Below are 24,600 nucleotides of genomic sequence, written 5' to 3' on the forward strand. Positions count from 1 at the left end.
ACAGGGAACGGAGGAAGGTATGGAATACACAGTACTTGGGGCAGACGATGAAGTAGAAATACTTAATTCGCTGGAATTGTTTTTGAGCAAAGAGGGGATAAGACTTCTCAAGGCCGATAACGGAATATCGGCCTTGGAGTTGTATAAAAAAGAAAAGCCGCACATGGTGCTGCTTGATGTTATGATGCCGGGGCTTGACGGATTCTCAGTTCTTAGAAAGATACGTGAGATAAGTCATGTTCCGGTTATTATGCTTACGGCAAAGACGGAGGATTATGATAAGATTCTCGGGCTTGAGCTTGGGGCGGATGATTATATTTCAAAGCCCTTCAATCCCATGGAAGTTGTTGCGAGAATCAAGGCGCAGCTGCGCAGAAACTATGACTACCATGAGAAATTTGACAAGGTGTATAAAGCTTTCGGAATAGAACTTAACACCGATGCAAAGTCTGTAACAACGGGAGGGGAGAGTATAGCTCTTACCGGTACAGAGTACAAAATCTTAGAACTTCTGATGCCTCATCCGGGGCATATTTTCACCAAACAGCAGATATCAGAGTATGTGTGGGAAAGTGACTACGCTGCTGATGACAGCACTATTATGGTGCATATAAGTAATCTTCGAAATAAGCTTAAGAAAGCAGATAAAGAAGCTGCAATGATTAAGGCAGTCAAGGGACTTGGCTACAAATTCGAGAAAGAATAAATCCTGTTATGAAGAAAAAGAGAGTAAAGAAGAAAAGCATTTTTTCAAGGCTTGTAAAAAGTTATGTTCTGTTTCTTGTTGTGACTATCGTGCTGTATCTCACTTTGACTTTGGCAATAGTGATGTATCTGGGTAATGGGAGTCTTTCGAATGCTTCACCGCAGACGGTTGTGAAATACGATGGAACAATCAACGACACCGAAGTTTTGGAACACAGCGGAGGATGGGTTGAGGAACTTGACGAAAGCGGTAACGTAGTCGATGTTGTGGGAGAAAAGAAAACAGATAAGTACACCTACAATATCGAGGAGCTTGCGTATTTGGTCGACATGGGATATGTGGCATCCAGCGGCAACGGAGTTATCATAAGTCAGCATGAGGCTACCGACAAAAAGATATATTCGGCATGTGCCAGATATGTGGGAGATCCTAAGCGCGTTTTTTTGGTTTTTTACCCCACCGATATGGTGACCTACAGAGTTACATATATGCTTACAAACGAAAACGGAAACAGATACCTCGTATTTCTGCTGGTTTTTGCTGCGCTTTTCGTTGTTGAAATTGTAGGCATCAGTTTGTATCTGAAAAGGCACATTGAAATGCCGCTTAAGTTCCTTATGCAGGGAATGGATGAGGTGAGTGAGGGAAAAAGAGATGTGGTCATAGACTACATTACTGATAAGGAATTTGAGGACATCAGGGACAGATTCAACAGCATGGCGGAAAAGCTGAAGGAGAGTGAAGATAAAAGACATCAGGTGGAGCAGAGCAGAAATTTGATGCTGCTTGAACTTGCTCATGATATAAAAAATCCTATCGCTTCCATAAATGGGAGTATCTGTGCGCTTGAGGAGGGCCTTGTCCCCGAAGAGAAAGTAAATGATTATTACAAGACTATCGAGATGAAGGCAGAAAGAATAAGGACTCTTACCGAAGATATAAACACCAGTCTTAAGATGGAGAGTGACGAGTATAAGCTGAATCTGGAGAAGGCGGATGTATGCGAGCTTGTACGCAGAATCTGCGCAGAGTTTTATGAGGATATCACAGCTGCAGGAAAGGAATTTGATATAGATATATCAGAGGAGTCGCTTTTTGCAGAGGTGGATACGCAGCTCCTCGGAAGGGCGATTAATAATCTCCTAAGTAATGCCAACAAGTATAATGAGACCGGAAATAACATCGCAGTCAAAGTGTTCGATGATTCAGGCAGAATAACGATTGAAGTCTCGGATGATGGCGAAGCTATAGCGGAGGATTTTGCCGCGAGAATGTTCGAGTCCTTTGCAAGAGGAGATAAGACCAGGAAAACCGATGGGGGAACGGGACTTGGTTTGGCAATTTCCCGCAAGATAGTTGAAAAGCACGGGGGGACTCTCAAATATAAACGAAGTGATGAAAAAAACTGCTTTATTATTGTCCTATAAAAATATAATTATCAATTCTGTGTGTAGTATGTTATTATCTTTTTCAAAGTAGGTATGGTTATTGTTTTAGGGGACAATGGGTATGATAAAAGGGAAGTGGACTATGCGCCAGGCCATTTTAGGGCTGGTTACCTTGTGTACGCTTTTTGCGATAATTACGCAGACGGTGGTGTTTGAAGTTATTTCGAGGCAGCAGATTAGGGGAGAGAGCCTTTTAAATAACAATGAGACGCTTCAGCGCATAGAGGCGGAGTTAAATTCTTATATTCACGATGTTTCTGTCAAAATGCAGACCATTTACAATGAGACTGATATGGTCTACGACATGAGAAATTCCGGTAAAAATCACAAATCTAAAGGTGATCATTATTTTGATGCCTGGCATCTTTCGGAGAGACGCTTCGATTCGGAAGACCAGCTTCTTGCCATGTATATATATGATAACCGCAATAATCTGATAAGTTCTTTCAGAAAACAGCCTTATAATTACCCACAAGATCTTTATAATACAGAGCAATATGTTAATGTTGCTCACCTTAAAAGCTATCTCAAATCTGACGACTATGCGCTGATGTTGTCGGGATATCACAATGAGGAGGCCGATCAGGATGTACTTCGTTTTGTGCTAAAGCTTCATACCTATGATGATGACAGATCGCAGTTCGGGTATCTGGTGTGCGATTTCAATACGCAGAATGTTGAAGATATCATGAGTAAATACATATCGTCGAGAGATGTGTATGTCTGGCTTCAGCCAAGGGGAGATTCTCCGATAGCACAAGTGGGTAATACCACGAAGGAGGAGAGCAAGATATTTTCCGACCTGACAAAAATAGTTGCAACTTCAATAAATGAGTTTCCACAGTTTGAAAATGAATACGGCTCTTTTTATTTAAACAGCAGAAATTCCGAAAAATATAATCTGCACATTATCATGCTGACTCCGCAGTCGCTGATGATGCATACCCAGAGTGCACTTGCGAGGACGCTGATAGTAATTGCGATTTTCATCATTCTGGTAACTCTGATTCTGGGAACCAGGATTTCCGGATTTATATATACGCCGGTGGAACAGTTAAGTAAAACAATCATTAAGATTAAAAACGGTGATACGGATCTTAGGGCCAAAACTGATGGCTGGAGTGAAGAGCTCAAGGTCATGGGTGATGAGTTCAATGATATGCTTGATCAGATAAGCCGCATGGTTCAGGAGGAAACCGAAGCAAAGGTGCTGATGGAGAGGACGCAGTACAAGGTGCTTCAGGCACAGGTTAATCCGCATTTTTTATACAATACACTGGATACCATGAGCGGAATTGCGGCGTCTCAGGACTGTACATTGGTGAGCGGACTATGCCAGTCGCTTTCCGCGATTTTCAGATACAGTCTTGATATCTCGGATACACAGTCGACGTTGCAGCAGGAGATGGCACATGTCAGAAACTATCTGTATGTAATGGATGTCAGAAACGGCAATTCCATCAAGTATATTTATAAGATTGATTCGGATACTCTGGAGGACAATATTCCGAGGATTACGCTGCAGCCTATTGTTGAGAACGCGCTTCAGCATGGTCTTAGGAATACGAGGAGGAAGGATAAGGAGCTTATTATTTCCGCAAGACATGAGGGTGATAAGCTGGTGATTGTTATCGAAGATAATGGCGCGGGAATGGATGCCGATGCTATGAATAAACAGCTTGATGAGGCAGATATAAGCAGGATTGAGATGGGGCGTTCAATCGGTGTCATGAATGTGAATGCGCGTGTGAAAAATGTGTATGGTGATGGGTATGGAATTCATTACGAGAGCAGTCCGGAGACGGGGACAAAGGCTGTGATCGTACTGCCTGTGGTCAAAGCAAGGAAGGAAGAGAAGCTTCAATTATCTGCAATTGAGCAGGCAAGACTGGCACTTGGCAGTGAATAAGGGGAGGTAATATATGGGAGCAAAATACAAGGTGTTGTCGGCGGACGATGAACTTTGGAGCCGCGAGAATATTAGAAGAATGCTGTCGTGGGAGGATTATTCCATCGACTTTCTTGAGCCTGCCTGCGACGGGGAGGAGGTCCTTGAAAGGATTCCGCAGGAGAAACCGGATATAGTCATTACGGATATCAATATGCCCTTTATAAGTGGACTGGAGCTTCTTAATAAGATTCACACAGAATATCCCGATATTATAACGCTCGCAGTCAGCGGTTATGATGACTTCCAGAAGGTGAAGGGTGTTTTCATGGCGGGTGGAATCGACTATCTGCTTAAGCCTGTGGGGAGAGAACAACTGGTAGGCTCTCTTAGTAAGGCGCTGAAAACTCTGGAGGAGAGGGAGGCCGAGAAGGCTTCGAAGGAAGATAACCGTCTCAGGGAAAATTATATTTCGTCCTTTTTTGAGGATGATGAGTTTTCCTCGCTATTAAATGGTAAGCTCTTCAGACCGGGGAAAGAGTCCCATGTGCCAAGTACCAGAGTGTTCTCGGAGATATCCACGATTCTTGTGAAGTTCCATGATGTGGAGATTTTGAAGCAAAATTACAATAAGGACGTCCTTAGGATGTCCTATGATATCAAGGAGAGACTACGCGAACTGATCGACGTGGAAGGTTCGATCGTCTTCCAGTATACGGATAAGGTGAATGAATTTATTATCGAGTTAAATGCTACACCTGCAAGGCTCCGGCTTATAGCAGACCGCATCTACGCTGCTTTTCCGATAGAAAAACAGGGACCTGTCACTATCGTACTTCATGCTCAGGCAAGTTCTCTTGATGATATTGCGACAGTGTACAGGGAGATGATCGCTGAGCTTGTTTCGAGGCCCTTTGGACGAAGGCACAGCATCATCGCATGCAACGGGATAAGGAGAAAATCAAAGCTGCAGGATAGATTTACTGACAGACTGGAAGCTCAGATTGCGGCGTGTCTTGAGAATAATGATATATCTAAAGCGAGAAGCCTTATCATGGAGACCGCAGGGCTGGAGAAGTGCGACAGTGAAGAGTGGAGCTTATTTGAGGTTACCCAGTTTACAACAAGAATGATAAATATTATAGCTGAGGCGGATAAAACCAGTAACAGCCGGACATATGAAGAGGTTCAGGATGCAATCAACTATGGACTGAGGTCGCTGAATAAAGATATCATTCTGGACAATATCGAACTGGCACTTAGAATCGGAGCAGGTTCGGGGGCTGCTTCAAATGCGGGAAGTTCGGAGAACTCCACGATAAGTGAGCAGGTTGAGAGCGTTCGTGATTACATCGCGGAGCACTACATGGATCATCTGACCTTGTCGGATTTGGCGCAGCAATTTTATGTGGAGCCGAGTTACCTTTCGAAGAAGTTTTCACAAAAATACAATGAGACCATTACGGCATGTATCACCAGGTGTCGCATGGAAAAGGCAAAGGAACTTATGGAGGATGAGAATAATAAGCTGGAGGTTATTTCCTTTAAGGTCGGTTATGATGACTATAACTATTTCAGCAGAGTGTTCAGAAGGTGTGAGAAAAAAAGTCCGACAGAGTATCGAAACAGTATTTCAAAAAAGTGATAGTGAGTTTTTCTAAATTGTGCTAATTGTCACAAAGTCATAATTGCTAATATAAACTTCGAGGACAGGGAATTAACAAACCTGTTCGCGAAGTTTTTTGTTTTGGGGAGGAGGATAATCCGGTGTTCTACCATAGAAAAATCACAGCAATAATCGCTGCAGCTGCGCTGAGTGCAGCACTCCTTGTAACAGGATGCGGCGAGAGCAGACAGGCGAAGATAGATACCAATGACGGAGTAACTAATATTCTTGATTACGTGACCGTGGACTTCAGTGGGAAAAATGGCGAAGGTACAGCCTATGTAAACGTTGACTACGACGGAATCGAAACCGAGATGGTCGGCGGTGAAGAGAAGATAAAAGAGATGAATGAGGTTGATGATCTGGCGGAGCTGACAAAGTACATCAATGCGGTTTCTTCAATTTCATTCAGCATAGATAAGAATAAGGAGCTGTCAAACGGAGATCAGGTAGTTGTGTCGGTATCTTATGACAACACCGCGGCCGAGGCAGCAGGTGTGGATTTCGGAACGCAGAAGAGTAAGACCTATGAGGTGAAGGGACTGAAACGATAAGCCCCTCATCCGGCGCTGCGCGCCACCTTCTCCCCGTGGGAGAAGGCAAGTGAATGGTAACAATTCCGGTTCGTGGATGGCTCGGATCGGTGAAACAATAATTTTTTTCAAAGGCAAAAAGGAGGGTTACAAATCTATGAAAAAGAGTATCAAGAGGTTGGGAGCACTGCTCATGACCGGTATCATGGCAGCATCTTTGATGACAGGCTGTGCTAACAGTGGCAGCGCAGGATCTTCGGGATCAGCATCCGCATCCGGATCTGACAAGATTAAGATCGGTGTTTCAATCTGGAGTTCCACAGACGTTCTTGGAAGCCAGTGTAAGAAAATCGTGGATAAGGCAGCTAAGGCTAACGGCGTAGAAGTTCAGTATGTTGACCAGGCTCACGTGTCCGAGCAGGTTACAGCATCTGTTGAGCAGCTCTGCGCAGCAGGATGCCAGGGAATCATCATTTGTAACTCGGCTGATTCCGAGATGACTTCAGCTATCAACACATGTACAGAGCACGGCGTTTATATCGCTCAGTTCTTCCGCATCATCTCTGAAGAGAACAGCCCTGAGGTTTATAAGACAGCTTGCAACTCCAAGTATTATGTAGGCGCAGTTCATGAAGATGAGGTAACAAACGGATATACACTTGTTAATCTCCTTCTTGAAAATGGCGACAGAACCATCGGACTTGAGGCATGGACAGTTGGTGATGCTACATTCCAGCTTAGATGGAAGGGCTATCAGCAGGCTATAGATGAGTGGAATTCAGCACACGCTGATGATCCCGCAACAATGACTGAGCCCGTATACGCAAACACATCTTCCGAAGAAGGTGCTGCAGCAGCTATGTCACTTTACAATTCAAATCCCGGTATGGACGCTCTTATCGTAGCGGGCGGCGGCGGAGATCCCCTTGTTGGTTCAATCGGCGCTTATGCTAACGAAGGTCTTACAGGCAAGATCGACGTTGTATCAACAGACTTCCTTGATGACCTCGCAGATCAGCTTAAGTCAGGCGGAATGTTTGCAGAGTCAGGCGGACACTTCTGTGATCCTCTTTTCGCATTCTATCTTGTACTTAACGCAGTTAAGGGTAACTACGTGAAAGAAGAAGGAACCTTCGGTTATGAGATACTCTTCCCTTATCTGTATGTATCATCACCCGATGATTATGCAAATTATGAGAAGTACTTTGTAAACGATGATCCTTACACAGATGATGAGCTTGCAGAGATGGCTAATTACAGCTTCGACGATCTCAACAAGGCAGCTTCCAATCTGTCAATTGACGACGTTATTTCCTGTCACAACAACTAATCCAGGTTAAAAGCTCTGCCGGATCTCCTGCCATCCAGGAGGTTCGGCGAGCATGACTGTATAGGGACTTTAAGAAATACAGATTTGAAAAGTATACCTCATCACGGGAGGAGTATATGAATAAGTTTCAGGAATTTAAGCAGAGCCACTGGTACGGACTGGTGCTTCTTGCTGTTTTGACATTTGTGTTCTGGGCGTTTTTCAAAATACTGGCGCCGCAGACCTTCGGAGATTTTGACAAATTACAGACATATTTGAAAACGGCTCTTTATTATGCGGTAGGTGGCTGCGGCCTCTACTTTATCTGCGTAATGGGACCTTTTGATATGAGCGTGGGTGCAAACATCGTGCTTTCATCGGTGCTTGCCGTAAATATGAGCGAACGTTTCGGATATGCGGGACTTCTCATTGCGCCGATTATAAGCGGTGTGCTGGTTGGCCTGCTTAACGGACTTGTATATATAAAACTCAGAATTTCGTCACTCATCGTAACCGCAGGACTTTCGCTGGTTTACGAGGCGTTGTCTATCTTTGCCACAAACGGAAAAGAGGCTATTCTGGCTCCGCAGTACAGAGCTTTCGGTGATTATCCGGGGAACCTCATTCTGGCCTTGGCGGCATTTTTCCTCTGCGGTTTTATTCTCAAATATACCAAGATCGGAACATACACCTATGCCATTGGATCCAACGAAGTTGTTGCAAAGAATATGGGTGTAAATGTAGATAAGTACAAGGTTGTAGCATTTGTGCTCTGCGGACTTTTCGTGGGAATCGAGGCTATCCTTACTATTTCCTACGGAACTTCAATGACAAGTGCATCCAATCTTGCTTCCATGAGCCGAAACTTCCCGCCTCTTATGGGAACGTTCTTCGGACTTGCTTTTAAAAAGTACGGACATCCGGTTATCGCCATTGTTATAGGTGAGTTCATAATTCAGCTGTTGTTCCAGGGATTCGTTGCTCTCGGAGCACCGACTACGGTACAGAATATCGTAACCGGTATTGTGCTGCTCGCGATCGTAACCATGACCATCAAGCCTGTTAAGGGCGTAGTAGTCAAGTAAGGAGGGAGACATGAGCGAAGTTATTTTACATGCCGAGAAAATCGATAAGAATTTCGGCGTTACTCACGCAATCGATCATGTGACTCTCGACTTTAGCAAGGGCGAGGTGCATGCACTGATCGGTGAAAACGGCTCCGGCAAATCAACCTTTACATCCTGTCTTACAGGTATTTATCACAAGGATACCGGAACCTTTACATTAAATGGAAAAGAAGTAAATGCTAAAAATCAGGTCGATGGTAATTATCAAGGTGTCGCAATTATTGTACAGGAGATTGGAACGCTTTCTGGACTTACCGTGGCTGAGAATATCTTCCTCGGAAAAGAGGATGAGTTTACGAAGTTCAAAGTAAAGAACACAAAGAGCATGAATAAAAAAGCTCAGTCACTTCTTGATTCCTACGGCTTCAGCTATATAAAGGCGACGGACATCATCGATAAATATAATTTCGAGGACAGGAAGCTGATAGAAATCGTAAAAGCTACACACTTTAAGCCGCAGGTTCTTGTGGTGGATGAGACCACAACGGCTCTTGGCGAGAAGGGAAGAAAAGAGCTCTTCAAAGTTATGAAGCAGACTAAGGATGACGGAAGATGCGTCATTTTCATCTCTCACGATCTTGATGAGGTTATTGAGCAGTCGGACAGTATCAGCGTACTAAGAGACGGTGTTCTTATTGATACCGTAAAAAGTGACAGTGTAACTACCGATGATCTGAAGAAGCTCATGGTAGGCCGAGAGATGAGTAACAACTACTACCGCACGGATTACAATGAGGAGATATCGGGTGAAGTGGTCCTTAAGGGTGAGCATCTGACTGTGCCGGGTGAGATCGAAGATTTTTCAATTGAGCTCCACAAGGGCGAGATTATCGGAATCGGCGGACTGTCGGAGTGCGGAATGCATGAAGTCGGAAAAGCTCTTTTCGGTGCTTCCTATGACAGAGAGGGAAGCGTAACTCTGTCTGATGGTACGCAGATAAATGATATCAAATCCGCCATCGACCACAGCATAGCTTATGCCTCGAAGGACAGGGACAACGAGTCACTTGTAATCAATGATACGATTCAGGATAACATCTGTCTGCCGTCCCTGGAGGACCTCAAGAAAAACCACATTCTTCACGCGAAGGACGAGAAGGCGTTTGCCGAGAAGTTTGCAAAACAGATGAGTACCAAGATGGAAGGTGTGCATCAGTTTATGTCGGCTCTTTCCGGAGGTAATAAGCAGAAAGTTGTATTGGCCAGATGGATTGGGAAAGACTCGGATATAATCATTCTCGATTCTCCCACACGAGGAATTGACGTCAAGGTTAAGGCTGATATCTATCAGATGATGGATAAGATGAGAAAGAACGGAAAGTCGATCATTATGATCTCGGAAGAAATATCGGAGCTTCTTGGTATGGCGGACCGTATCATCATCATGAAGGACGGACGAAAGAACGGTGAATTCAAACGATCCGAAGAACTTAAAGATACAGACCTTATTGCAAAGATGGTATAAGCTTCGGGATGGAGGAAGATATGGAGAATGAGAAAAAAATAAAGGTTCCCTTCATGGAGAGGCCGATAGTAAGAAATATAATGCCTTTTGCAGGTTTCATATTTATTGTGGTGTTGTTTGCGATTCTTACCGGCGGTCAGCTCTATACGGCAGGAAACTTAAAGCTTCTTTTGTCACAGTCATATGTGCTTCTTATAGCCTGCGTGGGAGTGTTCATGGTAATGACTATGGGCGGACTTGATTTCTCACAAGGCTCTATGCTCGGCATATGTTCTGTTGTAATTTGTTTTTTATCAAATATAAATATTGTGCTCGCGGTTATATGCGGAGTTATAACAGGTGGAATTATCGGTCTTGTAAACGGATTTTTTAACGTAAAGCGCAAGATCACATCTTTTATTGTTACTATCTGCAATATGTATCTGCTTCGCGGAATGGTGGCCTATGCTACGACCAAGAGCCCTGTTTACGGTGTGGCAAATATCACTTCCTATAATACTATCGGTTTTAATCTGGTGTTTACCGTACTGATACTTGTGGGTGCGTTTGTGGCATTCCAGTACACTGGTCTCGGCAACAGACTTAAGGCTATAGGCGCCGGCGAAACCGCAGCGAGATTTGCGGGAGTAAGAGTTGAGAAAACCAAGATGCTGGTATATATGGCAGCGGGTATGATAACAGGCCTTGCGGCATTTATAAACAGTATCAAGGTAGGCTCCGTTACATCAACGGCAGGTAACCAGCTGGAGACGCAGATCATGATAGCGCTGGTACTTGGCGGAATGCCTGTAAACGGTGGGGCCAAGGTTAAGTTTTATAACATAATCCTTGGAGCTCTTACCTACAAGATTCTGACAGCCGGACTTGTAATGCTCGGAATAGAGCCCAAAACACAGCAGCTCATAATGGGTATCGTATTCCTTGTAATGGTTGCGGTTTTTGCAGACAGAGAAACGGGAATGATAGTTAAGTGATGTTTTGTTAGGGGATAAGCGCTTCCGGAGGATTGGTCCGGAAGCGCTTTTTATAGCCCCTCATCCGCCCTTCGGGCACCTTGTCTACGCTCCGCTTCGGTCCGCGCTGAACCGACGTCCCCCGGACGTCGAGCGCCCCCGAAGGGGGAAGGCAAAATAATTGGAATGGATATTTAAGGGCCCTGGTTATATAATAAGAAGATAGACTTGAAGGCGCTTCGGTTATTGCGAAGTGCATGGCACTAAGATTTGAGGGGTAAATGAAAAAATGAGTAACAAAAGAAAAGCCGGAAACATAGCAGGCATAATTCTTGCAATTACCTTTGGAATACTTGCATTTGTCTATATAGGATTTGCAGTATACTTTATGGGGCATTTTTCCTGTAACACATATGTTAATGATATTCCTGCTTATAAATTAACTGCAAAAGATATAGAAAAAGAAGTAACCGACGGAATTAAGCGATATTCGCTTGTAATTAATTCAAGAGGCGGTATCACGGACACTATAACTTCCGACGACATCAGTCTGTCGCTGAGGATTGACGGTCAGTTTGACAGAGCATTAAAGTCACAGAATCCGTTTTTGTGGCCATCATATTTCTTCAAGGAGACAAGGCTTACAACTGATAACATAGTTGTTTATTCGAAGCAGACTTTGGAGGAAAAGATAGAAACGCTTAATCTTTTTGCTCCGGAAAATGTCAGAGAGCCTGTGGATGCTTATATTCCCGATGAGTCCGGCGAAGACGGATTTTATATAGTTCCGGAGGATCAGGGACAGTCCCCCATAAAGGATATGGTTGTAGAAAAGATTACTGCAGCGCTTGATGTTCTTGAACCCGAAGTTACGATTGACGATGAGTGCTATAACGTACCTACGATTTTTCAGGATAATGAGGAACTTATAGCATATAGAGACAGCCTTAACAACTATTGCAAGGCAATCATTACCTATACCTTCGGTGATGAGAAGCTTGTGGTGGACGGCACAAAGATAAAGGAATGGTGCGACATAGACGGCACAAGTGTCACGCTGAATCCCGAAAAGGTAAGGGAATTCGTAAACAGTATGGCGCGCCAGTATGATTCGTTTGGAAAAAACCGTACCATCATTTCCCACACCGGTGAAGAAGTTACTATAACCGGTGGAGATTATGGCTGGTGGATGGACAGAGCAACTGAGACCTCGGAGCTTATCGAGGCTGTGAAAAACGGAGAGAAGACAGACAGAACTCCTGTGTACTTTGGAACGGCAGCAGCTTACGGAGAAAATGACTGGGGTAATTCATATGTGGAGATAGACCTTACTGCTCAGCACCTTTGGGTTTATAAAGATGGTGTGGCAGTTATTGATTCCGATTTTGTTTCAGGGTGTGTGAATAAGGGACGTACTACTCCTACGGGCAGCTATGCGATAACCTACAAGCAGAGAGATGCGACGCTTGTGGGAGAGAACTATGCTTCGGATGTTAAGTACTGGATGCCTTTTAACGGAAATGTCGGTATGCATGATGCGAGCTGGAGATCGGAATTTGGAAAATGGTACTACATTATAAACGGTTCGCACGGCTGCATAAATCTTCCGACTTCCAAAGCAGCTGAGATCTATGAGGTTGTGGAAAAGGGCGAAGCGGTATTTGTATACGGAGGAAAGACTGAGCCTGAGGAGGTTGTAACAAGAGAGGTGACCAATCCCGAAACAGGAGAAGTTACAACCATTAAGATGCCTATAAGTGCAGTCCGTGAGGAGGAAGCAGCCGCTGCTCAGGAAGAAACCACTCAGCCCCAGGAAGAAGTTACTCAGCCCCAGGAAGAAAATACCGGTGTCCAGGGAGAGAATGTTGAGACTCAGGAAGCAACTTCTGAAACGACTGGAGAGAATGCTGAGGTACAGGAACAGAGTACTGTACCGGAGGGCTGATGCCTTATACTTCTGATTTTTGCCGCGAGGTATGACCCAATCCGGATTTATGGTAAAATTATTACAAGTGAAGGAAAAAGTATTAATTAACCGAGGGGAAAGAAATGCTTAATTGGAATGTCAGTCTTGTTGTTCCAAGCTTTCTGGTTTTGCTCATAATTATGGGGTACTATTTTGCTCTTCCGCGTCTCCCGGTAAGACTGAACAAAACCTATCTGGCTATTCTTATAAATGAAGGCGTAGTAATGCTTTTTGATATAATCTCGAGCTGGGCAGACAATATGCATGACATATTGCCGGTGTGGCTTCTGGTTATATTAAATTCGGTCTATTTTTTCTCGCTGGCACTTCGTATCTTCCTGTTTTTTGAGCTGACTACTATAGTTCTCAGGGTCAATATCTGGAAGAATAAAGTTGCGGCAATTCTTTTATGTATTCCTTATGTTGCAGAACAGATAATAATAATAACCGGTATGTTTACCGGGAATATTTTCTATATTAATGAAAACGGGTATAACCGCGGACCGCTGCATTTTACAATTTACGTGTGTCTGTATTTCTACCTGTTTACTTCTTTTTTCATGATCTATAAATTCAGGATGAGGATCCGAAGAAAGCACGAGAGGGTAAGTATATTGTGCTTTAATACGATTATCCTAATCGGATCTATTTTCAGAATTACATTACCCACGCTGCTTTTATACGATACCTTTTGCCTGATGGCACTCATCATAATTTATCTTTCCTTCGGTAACCCGGAGTTTTATTTGGAACGCAGAAATATGGCGTTTAACAGTAAGGCTCTTCGAAGCTACATCGAAGAAAATGAGGAGCACGGTAAATACAAAATTCTGGCATTTGTTATTAGGGATTACCATGATGTAAGAGAAATATACGGTACTACTCAGATGGATCAGGGAATCGCACTTATTTCCGCATATCTTAGGGTGAATTATCCGGATTGTCTGGATTTCTATAATCAGGGAGGACGATTCATCCTTCTCGGCGGCGTAAATATGGATTGGGAGGAAATTCACGAGGAGCTCCGCCATAGATTCATGCTGCCCTGGACCTCTGACGATGCCGAACTTTATCTGGAGGCTGGCTTTGCGCTTATAGATTGTACCGAAGGGTATTTTTCCGCAGATGAGGTCCTCAATATGATCTCGATAATGTTGGAAAAAGCGGATGTTCTCGGGAGCGATTTCAATATACTGGCAGATGAAAATGTGCTTTCGGAATTCCAGGACAGAATAGAAGTAAAGCGGTGCATGGAAAATGCCATAGACCGGAAGGCTGTCGAAGTATTCTTCCAGCCTCTTGTGTCTGCCAAAACCAGGAAGCTGGTCGGAGCTGAGGCTCTTGCCAGAATACGGGACAACGACGGACATATCATTCCACCTGCGGCTTTTATTCCCCTTGCTGAGAAGAATGGAAGAATAAACCAGCTGGGAGAGCAGGTATTTGAAAAGGTTTGCCAGTTTATTTCGGAAAATGACGCGAATATAATGGGACTGACTTTTATCAATGTGAATCTGTCTCCCATACAGTTTATGCGCTCAGATTTGGGAAAGGGATTTTTATCAACCCTCAATATGTATGGTATTACACCGGACAGGATTCATCTCGAAATAACCGAGGAGTCCATGACCGATGAGCAGCAGATGGAGAAACAGATCCGTCTGATGCAGAATTATGGCTTCAAATTTGTGCTTGATGATTACGGAAAAGGATATTCCAATCTGACAAGGCTTAAGAAGAGCCCCTTCGTAAATGTAAAGCTTGATATGGAAATCGTGTGGGATTACTGCAACGCTCCGGATGAAATACTCCCTATGATGGTAGAGGCCTTTAAGAAGATGAATTTCGGGGTAACAGCAGAAGGAATTGAGACTGAAGAGATGGCTTGGAAAATGACGGAGCTTGGCTGTGATTATTTGCAGGGAATGCTGTTTTCTGCTCCTATTCCTGCTGAGGACTTTGCCCAAAAATATGCGAAGGGTTAATCACAATGAAAATTGGGGATATTTTAAGCGCGTATCGCGTTAAGTTTATAATATATGTTTTTCTGATGCTGATCAGCTTGTTTTTGGGCGGCGTGGCAATTGCCTACAGATGGGAAATACTGTGGGTTTTGTTTTTTACGCTGCTTTTTGCATTGTTCCTGGTACTTGCGGGATATGTGTACATGTCCAGCCAGAGAGACAGTGCTTACGATGTCCTGAGAAAACAGAAGGAAAGTGATGAGGAAGAGGCAAGGCGCAGAATGGAATATTTTGCAAATATGTCTCATGAGATCAGGACTCCAATTAATGCAATTCTGGGTTACGACGAGCTTATTCTGAGAGAGTACAATGATCCTGCACTTCGCCAGTATGCGTACAATATTCGCTCTGCCGGAAATACACTTCTGTCTCTCATAAATGATTCACTGGATTACTCGAGGATAGAAGCCGGTAAAATGGAACTGTTCATTGCCGAGTACGACGTAGGCACGGTTATCGAGGATATGATGAGCCTTATCAGACCGAGAGCGCTTGCCAAGGGACTTGATCTTAAGGGATTTGTTAATGAAAACATTCCGCGAAGGCTTTATGGTGATGCCGACAGACTTAAGCAGTGTATTGCAAATCTTCTTACCAATTCCGTTAAGTACACCGATGAAGGTGAAATTGATTTTTCCATGGATTTTGAGGCACTGCCTGTTAACCCGGGATCAGATAATGAGGAGATTCTGCTCAAGGTTGCAATAAGAGATACAGGTATAGGTATCAGGGAAGAGGATTTACAGAAGCTTTATAAGCCCTTCGAGCGTATTGAAGAGGATAAGATAAAAAATATTGAGGGAAGCGGCCTAGGTCTTTCAATCGTAAGGCAGATATTATCACTTATGGATTCTGAACTGAAGGTTGAAAGTATCTACGGAGAGGGAAGTAATTTCCATTTTTCAATTAAACAAAGGGTTGCCGGAAGGGAACCTGTGGGAGATTTCGAGAAGAGCTATGCGAGAAATGTCGCAGACAAGAATCATTTTGCAATAAGTTTCACTGCTCCGGAGGCAAGAGTGCTTGTGGTTGATGATGCGGAACTGAATCTGGCGGTTATGGAAGGACTTCTTAATGGCACAGGTATACAGGTTGATTCTGCTCTCTCGGCCACGACAGGCTTGGAGCTTGCAGAGAAAAATGATTATGATGTGATTTTTGTTGATCTTAGAATGCCCGGAATAAACGGCGGTGAAATGATAAGAAAGCTCCGCGGAGATTACGAGCCGGGGCATGACAAAGGAAAATATAATTCGGGCAAAAAATACAGGAAGAAATATAATTCGGATAAGGACGCTGAAAAAATCAGGAATAGAGAGACTCCCTGCATAGCTCTTACGGCAGGAGCTCTTCAGGAAACAAAGAGTGATTATAAAAAGCTTGGATTTACGGATTATCTGTTAAAACCGGTGGCATTCAAAGAATTGGAGATGATCCTTCAAAAGTATATCCCGGCAGATAAAATAAAACGCATGTCCGTGAAGGATATTATGACAAAAAAGAAAGATGTTCCGCTTTTGGATACGGAAGAAAAACTGAATGAAGCGTTAACAATACTTGCACAACGGGAGCGTGTGAATTGATACTCAAATACAATATATTTCTGGAGCTGGCAACGGTTCCGCTAAACTTCATATTGTGCGTGTTTTTCCGCTTGAAATATAAGGAAGACACAAGAGTAAATCGAGAATTTAAAATTTTGGCTTATCTTGTGTTTCTGGGTACTGTTATTGATATTGTGGATGCAGTACTTATCAGTATAGGCGCCGGTGTACCTATAGCCATCAAGTACCTGGTGAATACATTAAACTATGTTCTGGCGACTATAGGAGCATATCAGTTCATAAGATATGTAATAGCTTATGTAGGGGATAAGTACAATAAGACCACAGGGGCATTTATCAATAAAGTGCTTTTGGGAATTTATGCCGTAATCATTATTCAGAACATTTTTACGGGAACGGTTTTCTATTATCTTGATAACGGGCAGCCCAAGGCCGGTGCGCTTTTTATGATGATAGTGTATGCGTATCCCCTATACTATATTCTTTATGGCGGGGTTTTTATACTGAGTCATCCGGAGAGCTATGCCAAGAAGATGAAGTATGCGCTCGTTGGAACCTTTTTCTTTATGATAGGACTCTACGCTCTCCAAATGTTTGTATACAGAAGTCTTCTGGTCACTTATTTTGCGGCATCACTCGCAATACTAGTGATGTTTCTCACCTTGGAAACTCCGGATTATGCAAAACTTCAAAAGACCCTGGAGGAATTGTCCATTTCAAAAAGAGAACTCGAAGCTTCAAATATCAGGGCTACGGAAGGAAGCCGTGCAAAGACAAGGTTTCTTGCACAGATGTCAAATGATATCAGAACTCCCGTAAATGCAATTATGGGATATTCGAATCTGATCCTGGCTGATACAAACGAGGAGGCGACAAGAGAATATACGAGACGTGTAAAAATATCCGCGAAGCGACTCTTGACCTTCTTTGAAAATGTGCTTAATTATGTGTCGGAGGAGACTGATGAGAACGGACCAAGAAGATTGCCTTCCATGGCAGAGCTCATTGAGAGAGGTGATGAGCTTGAATATCTGGAGGATGAGAGCAGCGAAAGAAGTATAGGGCTTTCCGGAGCTCCGGAGATCAGGATACTTGTGGTGGATGATACGCCGCTGAATCTGGATCTAATGGTAAGAATGATATCGCCCATGGGCTTTACAGTGGATACGGCGACCGATGGTGAGAAAGCTATTTTGCAGGTCAGAAAATTCAGATATGACCTCATTTTCATGGATCATCTGATGCCTGTTATGGACGGTGTGGAAGCACTGAAAATCCTTAGGAATGAGAGGCTTTGCGATATTACTCCTGTAATTATGCTGACTGCCAATGCGATCACGGGTGAGGAAGAGAAGTATTTAAATGAAGGGTTCGCAGCATATCTGACAAAACCTTTTACAGAGGATAAGGTAAGGGAAGTGCTTAAAAAGTATCTTCCAAAGAAGGATGCAAAGGCCAGAGATGATATGGATATCAGTGCCTGGGAGAATCTGCAGGAAAAGCTGCCGATGCTTCGCGTGGCCAATGCCAGAGAATATCTTCTTCATGATACGGCGTTGTACAAAAAGATATTAATCTCCTATTCGGAGGAGGATGTTTCTTCAGATCTTTCCTTGGCGGTAAGGGGCGGAAATTATGAAGAGGCGATAGCGATCATCATGTCGGAGATTCACAAAGCAAAGCTTATAGGTGCGGAAAGTCTTGTGAAGATGGCGGAAAAGCTTGAACTGTTATGCAGAAAAAAGGAGTTTGAACTTTTACGTGAACGAATTGGTACATTTATAGCAGAAAAAAATGCGCTTTCAGAGTCAATAATTACGCAGTTACAGGTGGAAAAGGGTGAGTAAGAAAATTTTAATCGTGGATGATTCCGGAACGGAGCGACTGTATCTCTCGGAACTTCTTGGGAAGATTGAAAACATTGAGGTTACGGAAGCAGACGGTCCGGATGCCGCTATTGGGCAGTTGTCCATAAAAAAATATGATCTGATCTTTATTGATTATTTCCTAAAGGGGAGTCTTGGGTCGGATCTCATAAAAATGATTCTGGAGAAAAATCCCGGTGATAACGCAGCTACAAATGCAATTGTACTTGGGAGTGTCACGGATTTTCAGGGGAATTTTTTGAAGAAAACCGGTTTTATTAATTATCTGGAGAAGCCGGTAGAGTTTAATATGCTTAAGGCTGCAATTTCAATGTATGCAAAGGTTTCTGATTAAGGGGGATCAGGCTGATGTTTCATAGGCTGTTCTTTGAGCTTTCAGCAATTTTATATAACTTAATGATATGCCTTTTCTTGACAATCACTTACACGGATTCGTCAAGGACCACTAAGGCATTCAGGAAGTTTGCGTATTACCTTACAATAGCGACTATTGTAGATGTGGCAACGGAGGCAACACTTATTTATACAGGGGAGATTCCTGTAGTCGGACATTATGTGATACACGCTTTCAATATTTTGTCTGCGACAGTTGCCGCAAATTCATATGCGGAATATATAGTTGCCTGTGCAAATGTTGATATCAAGGACACACTTCTTCATAAGATCAATCTTGCTGTGGTTATTCTGCAGTGTTTCCTGATGGTTCAAAATGTTTATACCGGTAATGTTTATATGTATTCGCCGGAAAATGGCTACACATTCGGGGCGTTCTATCTTGCGTGTTCATTCCTTCTGCCGGCATATTATGTATTATTGGCAACCGGATTTACTGCGGTTAACCACGACTGCTATACAATTTTGCAGCTGTTTAGTATAGGAATAGCGACTTCCATAGTATTTGCAATTTATGTTATTCAGACGTTTTTCCTTACAAATCTGGTCCTCATATTCTTTTCTGCATCACTTGCGATGCTGGTACTGTTTTTCTCTTTGGAGACACCGGATTTCCACAGGCTTGAGAAGACCATAGGAAAACTTGAGAAGGCTGAGAAGGAAGCTCTGGAAGCAAGAAAAAAAGCTGAGGAAGCAAGTGAAGCAAAGAGTGAATTTTTGTCACAGATGTCCCATGAGATAAGAACACCGATTAATTCAATTCTCGGATTTGACAATCTGATTTTGGAAAACACAAGAGAAGCCAGGGTGTCGGAGTATGCTTCTAAGATAAAAGGTGCGGGCGAAACCCTTTTAGCTTTTTTTAATAATCTACTCAATCTGATTGCGCAGAATCCCGGAGAGGATGTGGATATAAACAGCCTTTTTGACTATTCGTCTCTTTTGGAAACAGATATAGATGAAACAATAGTTCCGATTATGCCAAAGGCTCAGATTCTGGTTGTTGATGATAATGCAATGAATGTGGATCTGCTGCTTAAGATAATGAAAAAGACAGAGGCGCAGATTGACACAGCGGTGGACGGGCAGAAGGCTCTTTTGAAATTGCGCAAAAAGACATATGATCTCGTAATCATGGATCACATGATGCCGATAATGGACGGTGTTGAAACGCTGAGTATTATGAAAGAGGAGCGCCTTAGTAAGGATGCCCCTGTAATCATGCTGACCGCAGGCGGTCTTAGGGGAGATGAGGAGAGATTCAAGGAGCTTGGCTTTGATGCGTATCTTTCAAAGCCTGTGGTTGCGGATAAGCTTTACGACCTTCTTATCGATCTGATGCCTTCACACCTGATTGAGAGCAGAGCTTCACTGGAGCACTTGTTTTATAAAGAAAACACGCCGGTAAATAAGGAGCAGGAAGAAAAGACCGATGTCACGATTTACAGAAAATCACTGGCTGAGCTTTTCCCTGATATGAATGTGACTGCAGGACTTGATTTTTGCATGGGCGACGAGGAATTCTATCTGTCGCAGGTTGAGATGTTTGCCGACAGCGATAAAGGTACTGAGCTTGCGGGATTTTTGGAAAACAGAAATTGGGAAAGCTACCTTATATCTGTGCATTCTCTAAAGAGTACGGCAAAGACAATCGGCGCCGATTCGTTATCCGAAGAGGCGCTGGCAATTGAAAATGCATTAAAAGAGGGCCGCTACGAAAGCGTTACTAAGGGGCATGGTGCTCTGAAGACTCACTTTGATGAACTTTGCATTGCTTTGAAAAAGGGTCTTGATGAGTACAAAAATATGCCTGTTCAGACTGCGGACGACAAAGATGGTGCGCCGGCGGTTTCGGGAATGCAGCAGGCCGCAGATTCTCCTCTTGGTGGGGGATTGTCTGCCCAGATTCTTCTCGCGCTTGCAAATACAGTGGACTCCAGGGATATAAACAATCCGGGCAGATCCATGAGGGTTGCACGATACTCGTCTGAAATAGCAAGAAGGCTTGGGAAAAGCGAGACCGAACAGCAGGATGTCTATTACATGGGACTTGTACATGATATAGGAAAGCTTATCATTCCGGAGAAGATTTTGAGAAAACCCGACAGCCTGACGGAGGAAGAATCCGAGATAGTAAGACAGCATCCTATAATAGGATATGAAATTCTGAGGAATATTTCAGAGATGCCGGGACTTGCGACGGGAGCCAGATGGCATCATGAAAGATATGACGGAACAGGATATCCGGACGGACTTGCAGGGGAGGAGATTCCTATAGAGGCCAGGATCATAGGAATTGCCGATGCCTATGACGCTATGACTTCGCAGCGACCGTATGCCTCTGTAATGCCGCCCCTAAAGATAAAAAAAGAACTGGAGCGAAACCGCGGGAAACAGTTCGATCCGGTTCTTGTAGATGTGCTAATAGGAATGATAGATGATAAAGAGTCATAAGTTTTTAAGGGAATAATCTGCGAGCATGCGAGCTGCTTCACGAACACTTTCCCTTCTGATATGAACGGAGTCTCCGTCCTTCATCTGGAGTACCTGAAGATCCTTGTCCACGGATTTTACATGGGCGAGATTCACAAGATAACTCTTGTGGCAGCGGATAAAGGAATCGTCCGGAGTCTGGGCCTCGATGTTGTCGAGTTTACCTGTAAGTTGAATGGTTGCTCCGTTAGCCATATGGAAATAAAGCGTGTGAGAACTCTGTTCAACATAACAGATTTTTTCAAAGGGAAAGGTCATATCCTTCCCTCCCACTCTGATTGAAACACCGCCCTGGGTATGTTTCATCGAGGCAGCGAGCTCCAATACTTCGGAAACCTCGGTAGAATCAAAAGGTTTCATCAGATAGCGGATTACACGGTTTTTATAACCTTCCATAGCGTGATCCTGGCTGGATGTGGCAAATACTATCGGAACGGAAGCGTCAATACTTCGTATTCTTGTGGTTGCGTCAACGCCGCCCATGCCCGGCATTAGAATGTCCATGAAAATAAGGTCGTACAAACCCGGCCTGAAAGCATCCAGGAATGCCTCGCCGGACTCAAAAAGAATAATTTCACAACCCGGACGAACCTTATCGATTATGAACTGAAGCTGACGCCTTTGAGCCATTTCATCATCACATACAGCGATTTTTAGAATATCAGATGCACCCATATGCAACCCCTCATAAAATAATGTTCTTATTTAATTATAATATCATAAAATGTGACGATTTTGACAACTAATATCACAATTATTAGATTTGTCAAGTACGAATTATGAACAGAACAGTTCATATTTCGTAGTTTTTGTTGAAAAAAGACTGTTATAATAATATTTGTAACATTATGTCATAATTGCTCTGACTAGGAGCGAAAGGTGATGGGGAGATGAAAAAATACAGTCTGGGAAGCAGGATATCCACGTATTTGAGAGTCTGCATTGTTCTCTGCGTGCTTATTCAGTCCCCATTCTGCGGACTGAAGGGAAATGCTCAGTTTCAGGGTGTTTACAATAATAAGGTGATCTTTACGGCTCCGAGTGCGGAGAAGCTTTTTGACGGAACTCCGCTTACGGAACAGATTGATGTCACGGCACAGGGGCTTCCACCGGGATATACCTACAAAGCAGTCGCAGAAGGGAGCATTACTTATCCTGAGGAAAATCAGGAGAACAACAACATAGTTACTGATTATGCTATATTCGATCCGAGCGGACTTAACGTGACCGAGAAATTCGTCAATGTTGAGCTTAGACCTGGGACCCTCAGAATCAGCGAGAAGAAAGCGGTTCTCGGCGCTAAGAGAGATGCTGAGGAAGATGAAGCAGAATCCGAAGAGAGCGAGTCTGTCGTCTCAGAGGATGAAGAGATTGTTGAAATCGAGGACGAGGATGCAGCAAAGGCAGATTCGCCTTACGAATTTATGAATTCTTATTCACTTGAATTGGTTATGTATATTTTCTTGATACTGATAATGCTGGCAGTTTTTATTGTCTTTATAAGAGACAGTAACAAAATGAGGGAAAAATGAAATCTATTCAGGAAAAAATCACGCTTCTTACAACTATAGCAATTCTTATGGTAGCTCTTATTGTAGGCGGAACCGCAATTTTCACTTTGCGACAAGCGGGTGAGTACAATTCGGCTCAAATTCTGCATCTTACCTGTGAAAAGGAGGCAGATACAATTAACAGAGTCCTCTTAAATACGGAGGAGGCTGTTAATATCCTGGCTGATTATGCGGTTGAACGCCTTTTTTCAGTCGAAAAACTTGCCGGAGATCAGGCATACAGAGACAGCTACACTGTTCAGCTGTCCAATCTTTTTTCTAATATCGCGGAGAACGTTCCGGGAATAGTTTCTTATTATGTCAGGTATAATCCTGATATCATGCCGCCTACGAGCGGACTCTTTTACAGAAGAGATTCCCTTGATGATGAATTTGAGATGACCGAGCCTACAGATATCAAGGCTTACGATGAGGACGATATGGGCCGTGTAAACTGGTGGTACATACCGGTTGAAAACGGAGTACCCACATGGCTTGAACCTTATCATAATGAGAATATCGACAAGGATCTTATATCCTATGTTGTTCCTTTGTATGAAAACGGTGTGCTTGTCGGTATAGCCGGAATGGATATAGATTATTATACTCTTGTTGATACCGTTAAGGCTATCAAGTGCTATGATACCGGATATGCATGCCTTGCAAATGATAAGGGTGATGTATATTACAATCCCAATTTTGATCCCGGAACTGTTATGGAAGAGATGAACCTTAGAGGTATTATGTCTTTTGAAGCCGAGAGCAGCGGAGATGAGCCGGTTGATTATTATCTCGGAGATATGAGAAAACTGCTCTCCTACAGCAGTCTTGTTAATGGAATGAGACTTATCATAACAGCGCCTCGAAGTGAGATACTCGCGATGAGTAATAACCTTACAAGAAGAGTTATTATATCAACGATCATCGTTCTGTTCACATTCCTGTTCCTTACTATTATGGTTAGCCGCAGGATTACAGGGCCTCTTAAGACTCTTGCTCAGGTTGCAAGAGAGATCAATGATGGTAAACTCGAGGTGACTTTCCCTAAAGAGACCAGCGATGAGGTAGGAGATCTTGTTCATGCCATGGAGAAGATGGTTCATCACTTGAAGCATCACATCGACGATCTGAATTCACTTGCTTATCACGATTCTCTGACGGGCGTAAAGAACAAGACGGCATATGATGATGCCGCATCCAAGCTGGATTCACAGGGCGGTGAGAAGGAATACGGTATAGTTGTTTTTGATGCAAACAATCTTAAGAAGATAAATGATACTTACGGTCACGAGAGGGGCAATATTTATCTTCAGAATGCCTGCCGTCTTACCTGTAGGATTTTCAAGGGAAGTCCTGTTTTCAGAATTGGCGGAGATGAGTTTGTTGTAATTCTTCAGGGAGATGACTACGATAATTGCTACAAGCTTCTTCGTGATTTTGATGTGGAGGCTGAGCGCCACAATTTAGAGACTGTAAATGAGTGGGAGAAGATCAATATCGCAAAAGGTATGGTGAAGTACGATCCCGAGACCGACGCGAATGTGGAATCGGTTTTCAAGCGCGCAGACGCCCGCATGTATGTTGCCAAACAAAAGATGAAACTCGCCGAGATGGGGTAAAAAAAGGCT

Annotated in this window: 18 protein-coding genes; 17 read left to right on the forward strand and 1 reads right to left on the reverse strand. The window is 43.4% G+C overall.

Going from position 1 to position 24,600, the window contains the following annotated elements:
* Nucleotides 1–19: 19 nt before the first annotated feature.
* The 15 genes from G630_RS0118285 to G630_RS23970 all read left to right on the forward strand — a co-directional run bounded on the left by G630_RS0118285 (nt 20) and on the right by G630_RS23970 (nt 21,383).
* On the forward strand, nt 20–706 hold the full coding sequence (locus G630_RS0118285) for a response regulator transcription factor (RefSeq protein WP_022761278.1): 687 nt from the start codon (nt 20–22) through the stop codon (nt 704–706).
* 8 nt (nt 707–714) lie between these two features.
* A complete protein-coding gene (locus G630_RS0118290) occupies nt 715–2,133 on the forward strand; it encodes a HAMP domain-containing sensor histidine kinase (RefSeq protein WP_022761277.1) in 1,419 nt (472 codons plus the stop codon).
* Between the two features lie 82 nt (nt 2,134–2,215).
* Nucleotides 2,216–4,063 (forward strand): cache domain-containing sensor histidine kinase, encoded by a 1,848-nt coding sequence (locus G630_RS22800; protein ID WP_022761276.1) that lies wholly within the window; start codon nt 2,216–2,218, stop codon nt 4,061–4,063.
* Nucleotides 4,064–4,076: 13 nt separating this feature from the next.
* A complete protein-coding gene (locus tag G630_RS0118300) occupies nt 4,077–5,687 on the forward strand; it encodes a response regulator transcription factor (RefSeq protein ID WP_022761275.1) in 1,611 nt (536 codons plus the stop codon).
* A 122-nt stretch (nt 5,688–5,809) separates the two neighbouring features.
* On the forward strand, nt 5,810–6,262 hold the full coding sequence (locus G630_RS0118305) for a hypothetical protein (protein ID WP_022761274.1): 453 nt from the start codon (nt 5,810–5,812) through the stop codon (nt 6,260–6,262).
* Between the two features lie 136 nt (nt 6,263–6,398).
* Nucleotides 6,399–7,571: a sugar ABC transporter substrate-binding protein gene (locus G630_RS0118310; RefSeq protein WP_026499407.1), complete on the forward strand. Its 1,173-nt coding sequence runs from the start codon at nt 6,399–6,401 to the stop codon at nt 7,569–7,571.
* Nucleotides 7,572–7,687: 116 nt separating this feature from the next.
* On the forward strand, nt 7,688–8,635 hold the full coding sequence (locus G630_RS0118315) for an ABC transporter permease (RefSeq protein WP_022761272.1): 948 nt from the start codon (nt 7,688–7,690) through the stop codon (nt 8,633–8,635).
* A 10-nt stretch (nt 8,636–8,645) separates the two neighbouring features.
* Nucleotides 8,646–10,142: a sugar ABC transporter ATP-binding protein gene (locus tag G630_RS0118320; RefSeq protein WP_022761271.1), complete on the forward strand. Its 1,497-nt coding sequence runs from the start codon at nt 8,646–8,648 to the stop codon at nt 10,140–10,142.
* A gap of 20 nt (nt 10,143–10,162) precedes the next feature.
* Nucleotides 10,163–11,116, forward strand: coding sequence for an ABC transporter permease (locus G630_RS0118325; protein WP_022761270.1), 954 nt, complete (start codon nt 10,163–10,165; stop codon nt 11,114–11,116).
* Nucleotides 11,117–11,384: 268 nt separating this feature from the next.
* On the forward strand, nt 11,385–13,040 hold the full coding sequence (locus G630_RS22805; RefSeq protein ID WP_049946300.1) for a L,D-transpeptidase family protein: 1,656 nt from the start codon (nt 11,385–11,387) through the stop codon (nt 13,038–13,040).
* A gap of 104 nt (nt 13,041–13,144) precedes the next feature.
* The gene (locus G630_RS0118335) at nt 13,145–15,046 is read left to right on the forward strand and encodes an EAL domain-containing protein (RefSeq protein ID WP_026499408.1); all 1,902 of its coding nucleotides are present in this window, start codon (nt 13,145–13,147) and stop codon (nt 15,044–15,046) included.
* A gap of 5 nt (nt 15,047–15,051) precedes the next feature.
* Entirely contained in the window at nt 15,052–16,668 is a 1,617-nt protein-coding gene (locus tag G630_RS22810; RefSeq protein WP_049946301.1) for an ATP-binding protein, read from the forward strand.
* Nucleotides 16,669–16,784: 116 nt separating this feature from the next.
* Nucleotides 16,785–18,497, forward strand: coding sequence for an ATP-binding response regulator (locus G630_RS0118345; RefSeq protein WP_155832032.1), 1,713 nt, complete (start codon nt 16,785–16,787; stop codon nt 18,495–18,497).
* On the forward strand, nt 18,490–18,870 hold the full coding sequence (locus G630_RS22815) for a response regulator (protein WP_022760788.1): 381 nt from the start codon (nt 18,490–18,492) through the stop codon (nt 18,868–18,870). The genes G630_RS0118345 and G630_RS22815 overlap by 8 nt, the downstream gene beginning before the upstream one ends.
* A 14-nt stretch (nt 18,871–18,884) precedes the next feature.
* Entirely contained in the window at nt 18,885–21,383 is a 2,499-nt protein-coding gene (locus G630_RS23970; RefSeq protein ID WP_049946302.1) for an HD domain-containing phosphohydrolase, read from the forward strand.
* On the opposite strand, the gene G630_RS0118360 is transcribed toward G630_RS23970, so the two are convergent.
* A complete protein-coding gene (locus tag G630_RS0118360; RefSeq protein WP_026499410.1) occupies nt 21,378–22,097 on the reverse strand; it encodes a LytR/AlgR family response regulator transcription factor in 720 nt (239 codons plus the stop codon). The genes G630_RS23970 and G630_RS0118360 overlap by 6 nt on opposite strands.
* A gap of 215 nt (nt 22,098–22,312) precedes the next feature.
* Between G630_RS0118360 and G630_RS0118365 the strand changes: the two genes are divergently transcribed.
* Nucleotides 22,313–22,954, forward strand: a complete 642-nt coding sequence (locus tag G630_RS0118365; protein ID WP_026499411.1) for a hypothetical protein — start codon at nt 22,313–22,315, stop codon at nt 22,952–22,954.
* Nucleotides 22,951–24,591, forward strand: coding sequence for a sensor domain-containing diguanylate cyclase (locus G630_RS0118370; protein WP_026499412.1), 1,641 nt, complete (start codon nt 22,951–22,953; stop codon nt 24,589–24,591). Before G630_RS0118365 ends, G630_RS0118370 begins: the two co-directional genes overlap by 4 nt.
* The last annotated feature ends 9 nt before the right edge of the window (nt 24,592–24,600 follow it).

It is taken from the genome of Butyrivibrio sp. WCD2001 (assembly GCF_000424485.1).
GTDB lineage: Bacteria > Bacillota > Clostridia > Lachnospirales > Lachnospiraceae > Butyrivibrio.

Bases quoted from the DNA above. Each gene is read 5' to 3' on its own strand.
- G630_RS22810 (WP_049946301.1), top strand. From the start codon at position 15,052: ATGAAAATTGGGGATATTTTAAGCGCGTATCGCGTTAAGTTTATAATA.
- G630_RS0118315 (WP_022761272.1), top strand. From the start codon at position 7,688: ATGAATAAGTTTCAGGAATTTAAGCAGAGCCACTGGTACGGACTGGTG.
- G630_RS0118335 (WP_026499408.1), top strand. From the start codon at position 13,145: ATGCTTAATTGGAATGTCAGTCTTGTTGTTCCAAGCTTTCTGGTTTTG.
- G630_RS0118360 (WP_026499410.1), bottom strand. From the start codon at position 22,097: ATGGGTGCATCTGATATTCTAAAAATCGCTGTATGTGATGATGAAATG.
- G630_RS0118285 (WP_022761278.1), top strand. From the start codon at position 20: ATGGAATACACAGTACTTGGGGCAGACGATGAAGTAGAAATACTTAAT.
- G630_RS0118300 (WP_022761275.1), top strand. From the start codon at position 4,077: ATGGGAGCAAAATACAAGGTGTTGTCGGCGGACGATGAACTTTGGAGC.
- G630_RS0118325 (WP_022761270.1), top strand. From the start codon at position 10,163: ATGGAGAATGAGAAAAAAATAAAGGTTCCCTTCATGGAGAGGCCGATA.
- G630_RS0118365 (WP_026499411.1), top strand. From the start codon at position 22,313: ATGAAAAAATACAGTCTGGGAAGCAGGATATCCACGTATTTGAGAGTC.
- G630_RS0118320 (WP_022761271.1), top strand. From the start codon at position 8,646: ATGAGCGAAGTTATTTTACATGCCGAGAAAATCGATAAGAATTTCGGC.
- G630_RS0118370 (WP_026499412.1), top strand. From the start codon at position 22,951: ATGAAATCTATTCAGGAAAAAATCACGCTTCTTACAACTATAGCAATT.
- G630_RS23970 (WP_049946302.1), top strand. From the start codon at position 18,885: ATGTTTCATAGGCTGTTCTTTGAGCTTTCAGCAATTTTATATAACTTA.
- G630_RS0118290 (WP_022761277.1), top strand. From the start codon at position 715: ATGAAGAAAAAGAGAGTAAAGAAGAAAAGCATTTTTTCAAGGCTTGTA.
- G630_RS0118310 (WP_026499407.1), top strand. From the start codon at position 6,399: ATGAAAAAGAGTATCAAGAGGTTGGGAGCACTGCTCATGACCGGTATC.
- G630_RS22800 (WP_022761276.1), top strand. From the start codon at position 2,216: ATGATAAAAGGGAAGTGGACTATGCGCCAGGCCATTTTAGGGCTGGTT.
- G630_RS22805 (WP_049946300.1), top strand. From the start codon at position 11,385: ATGAGTAACAAAAGAAAAGCCGGAAACATAGCAGGCATAATTCTTGCA.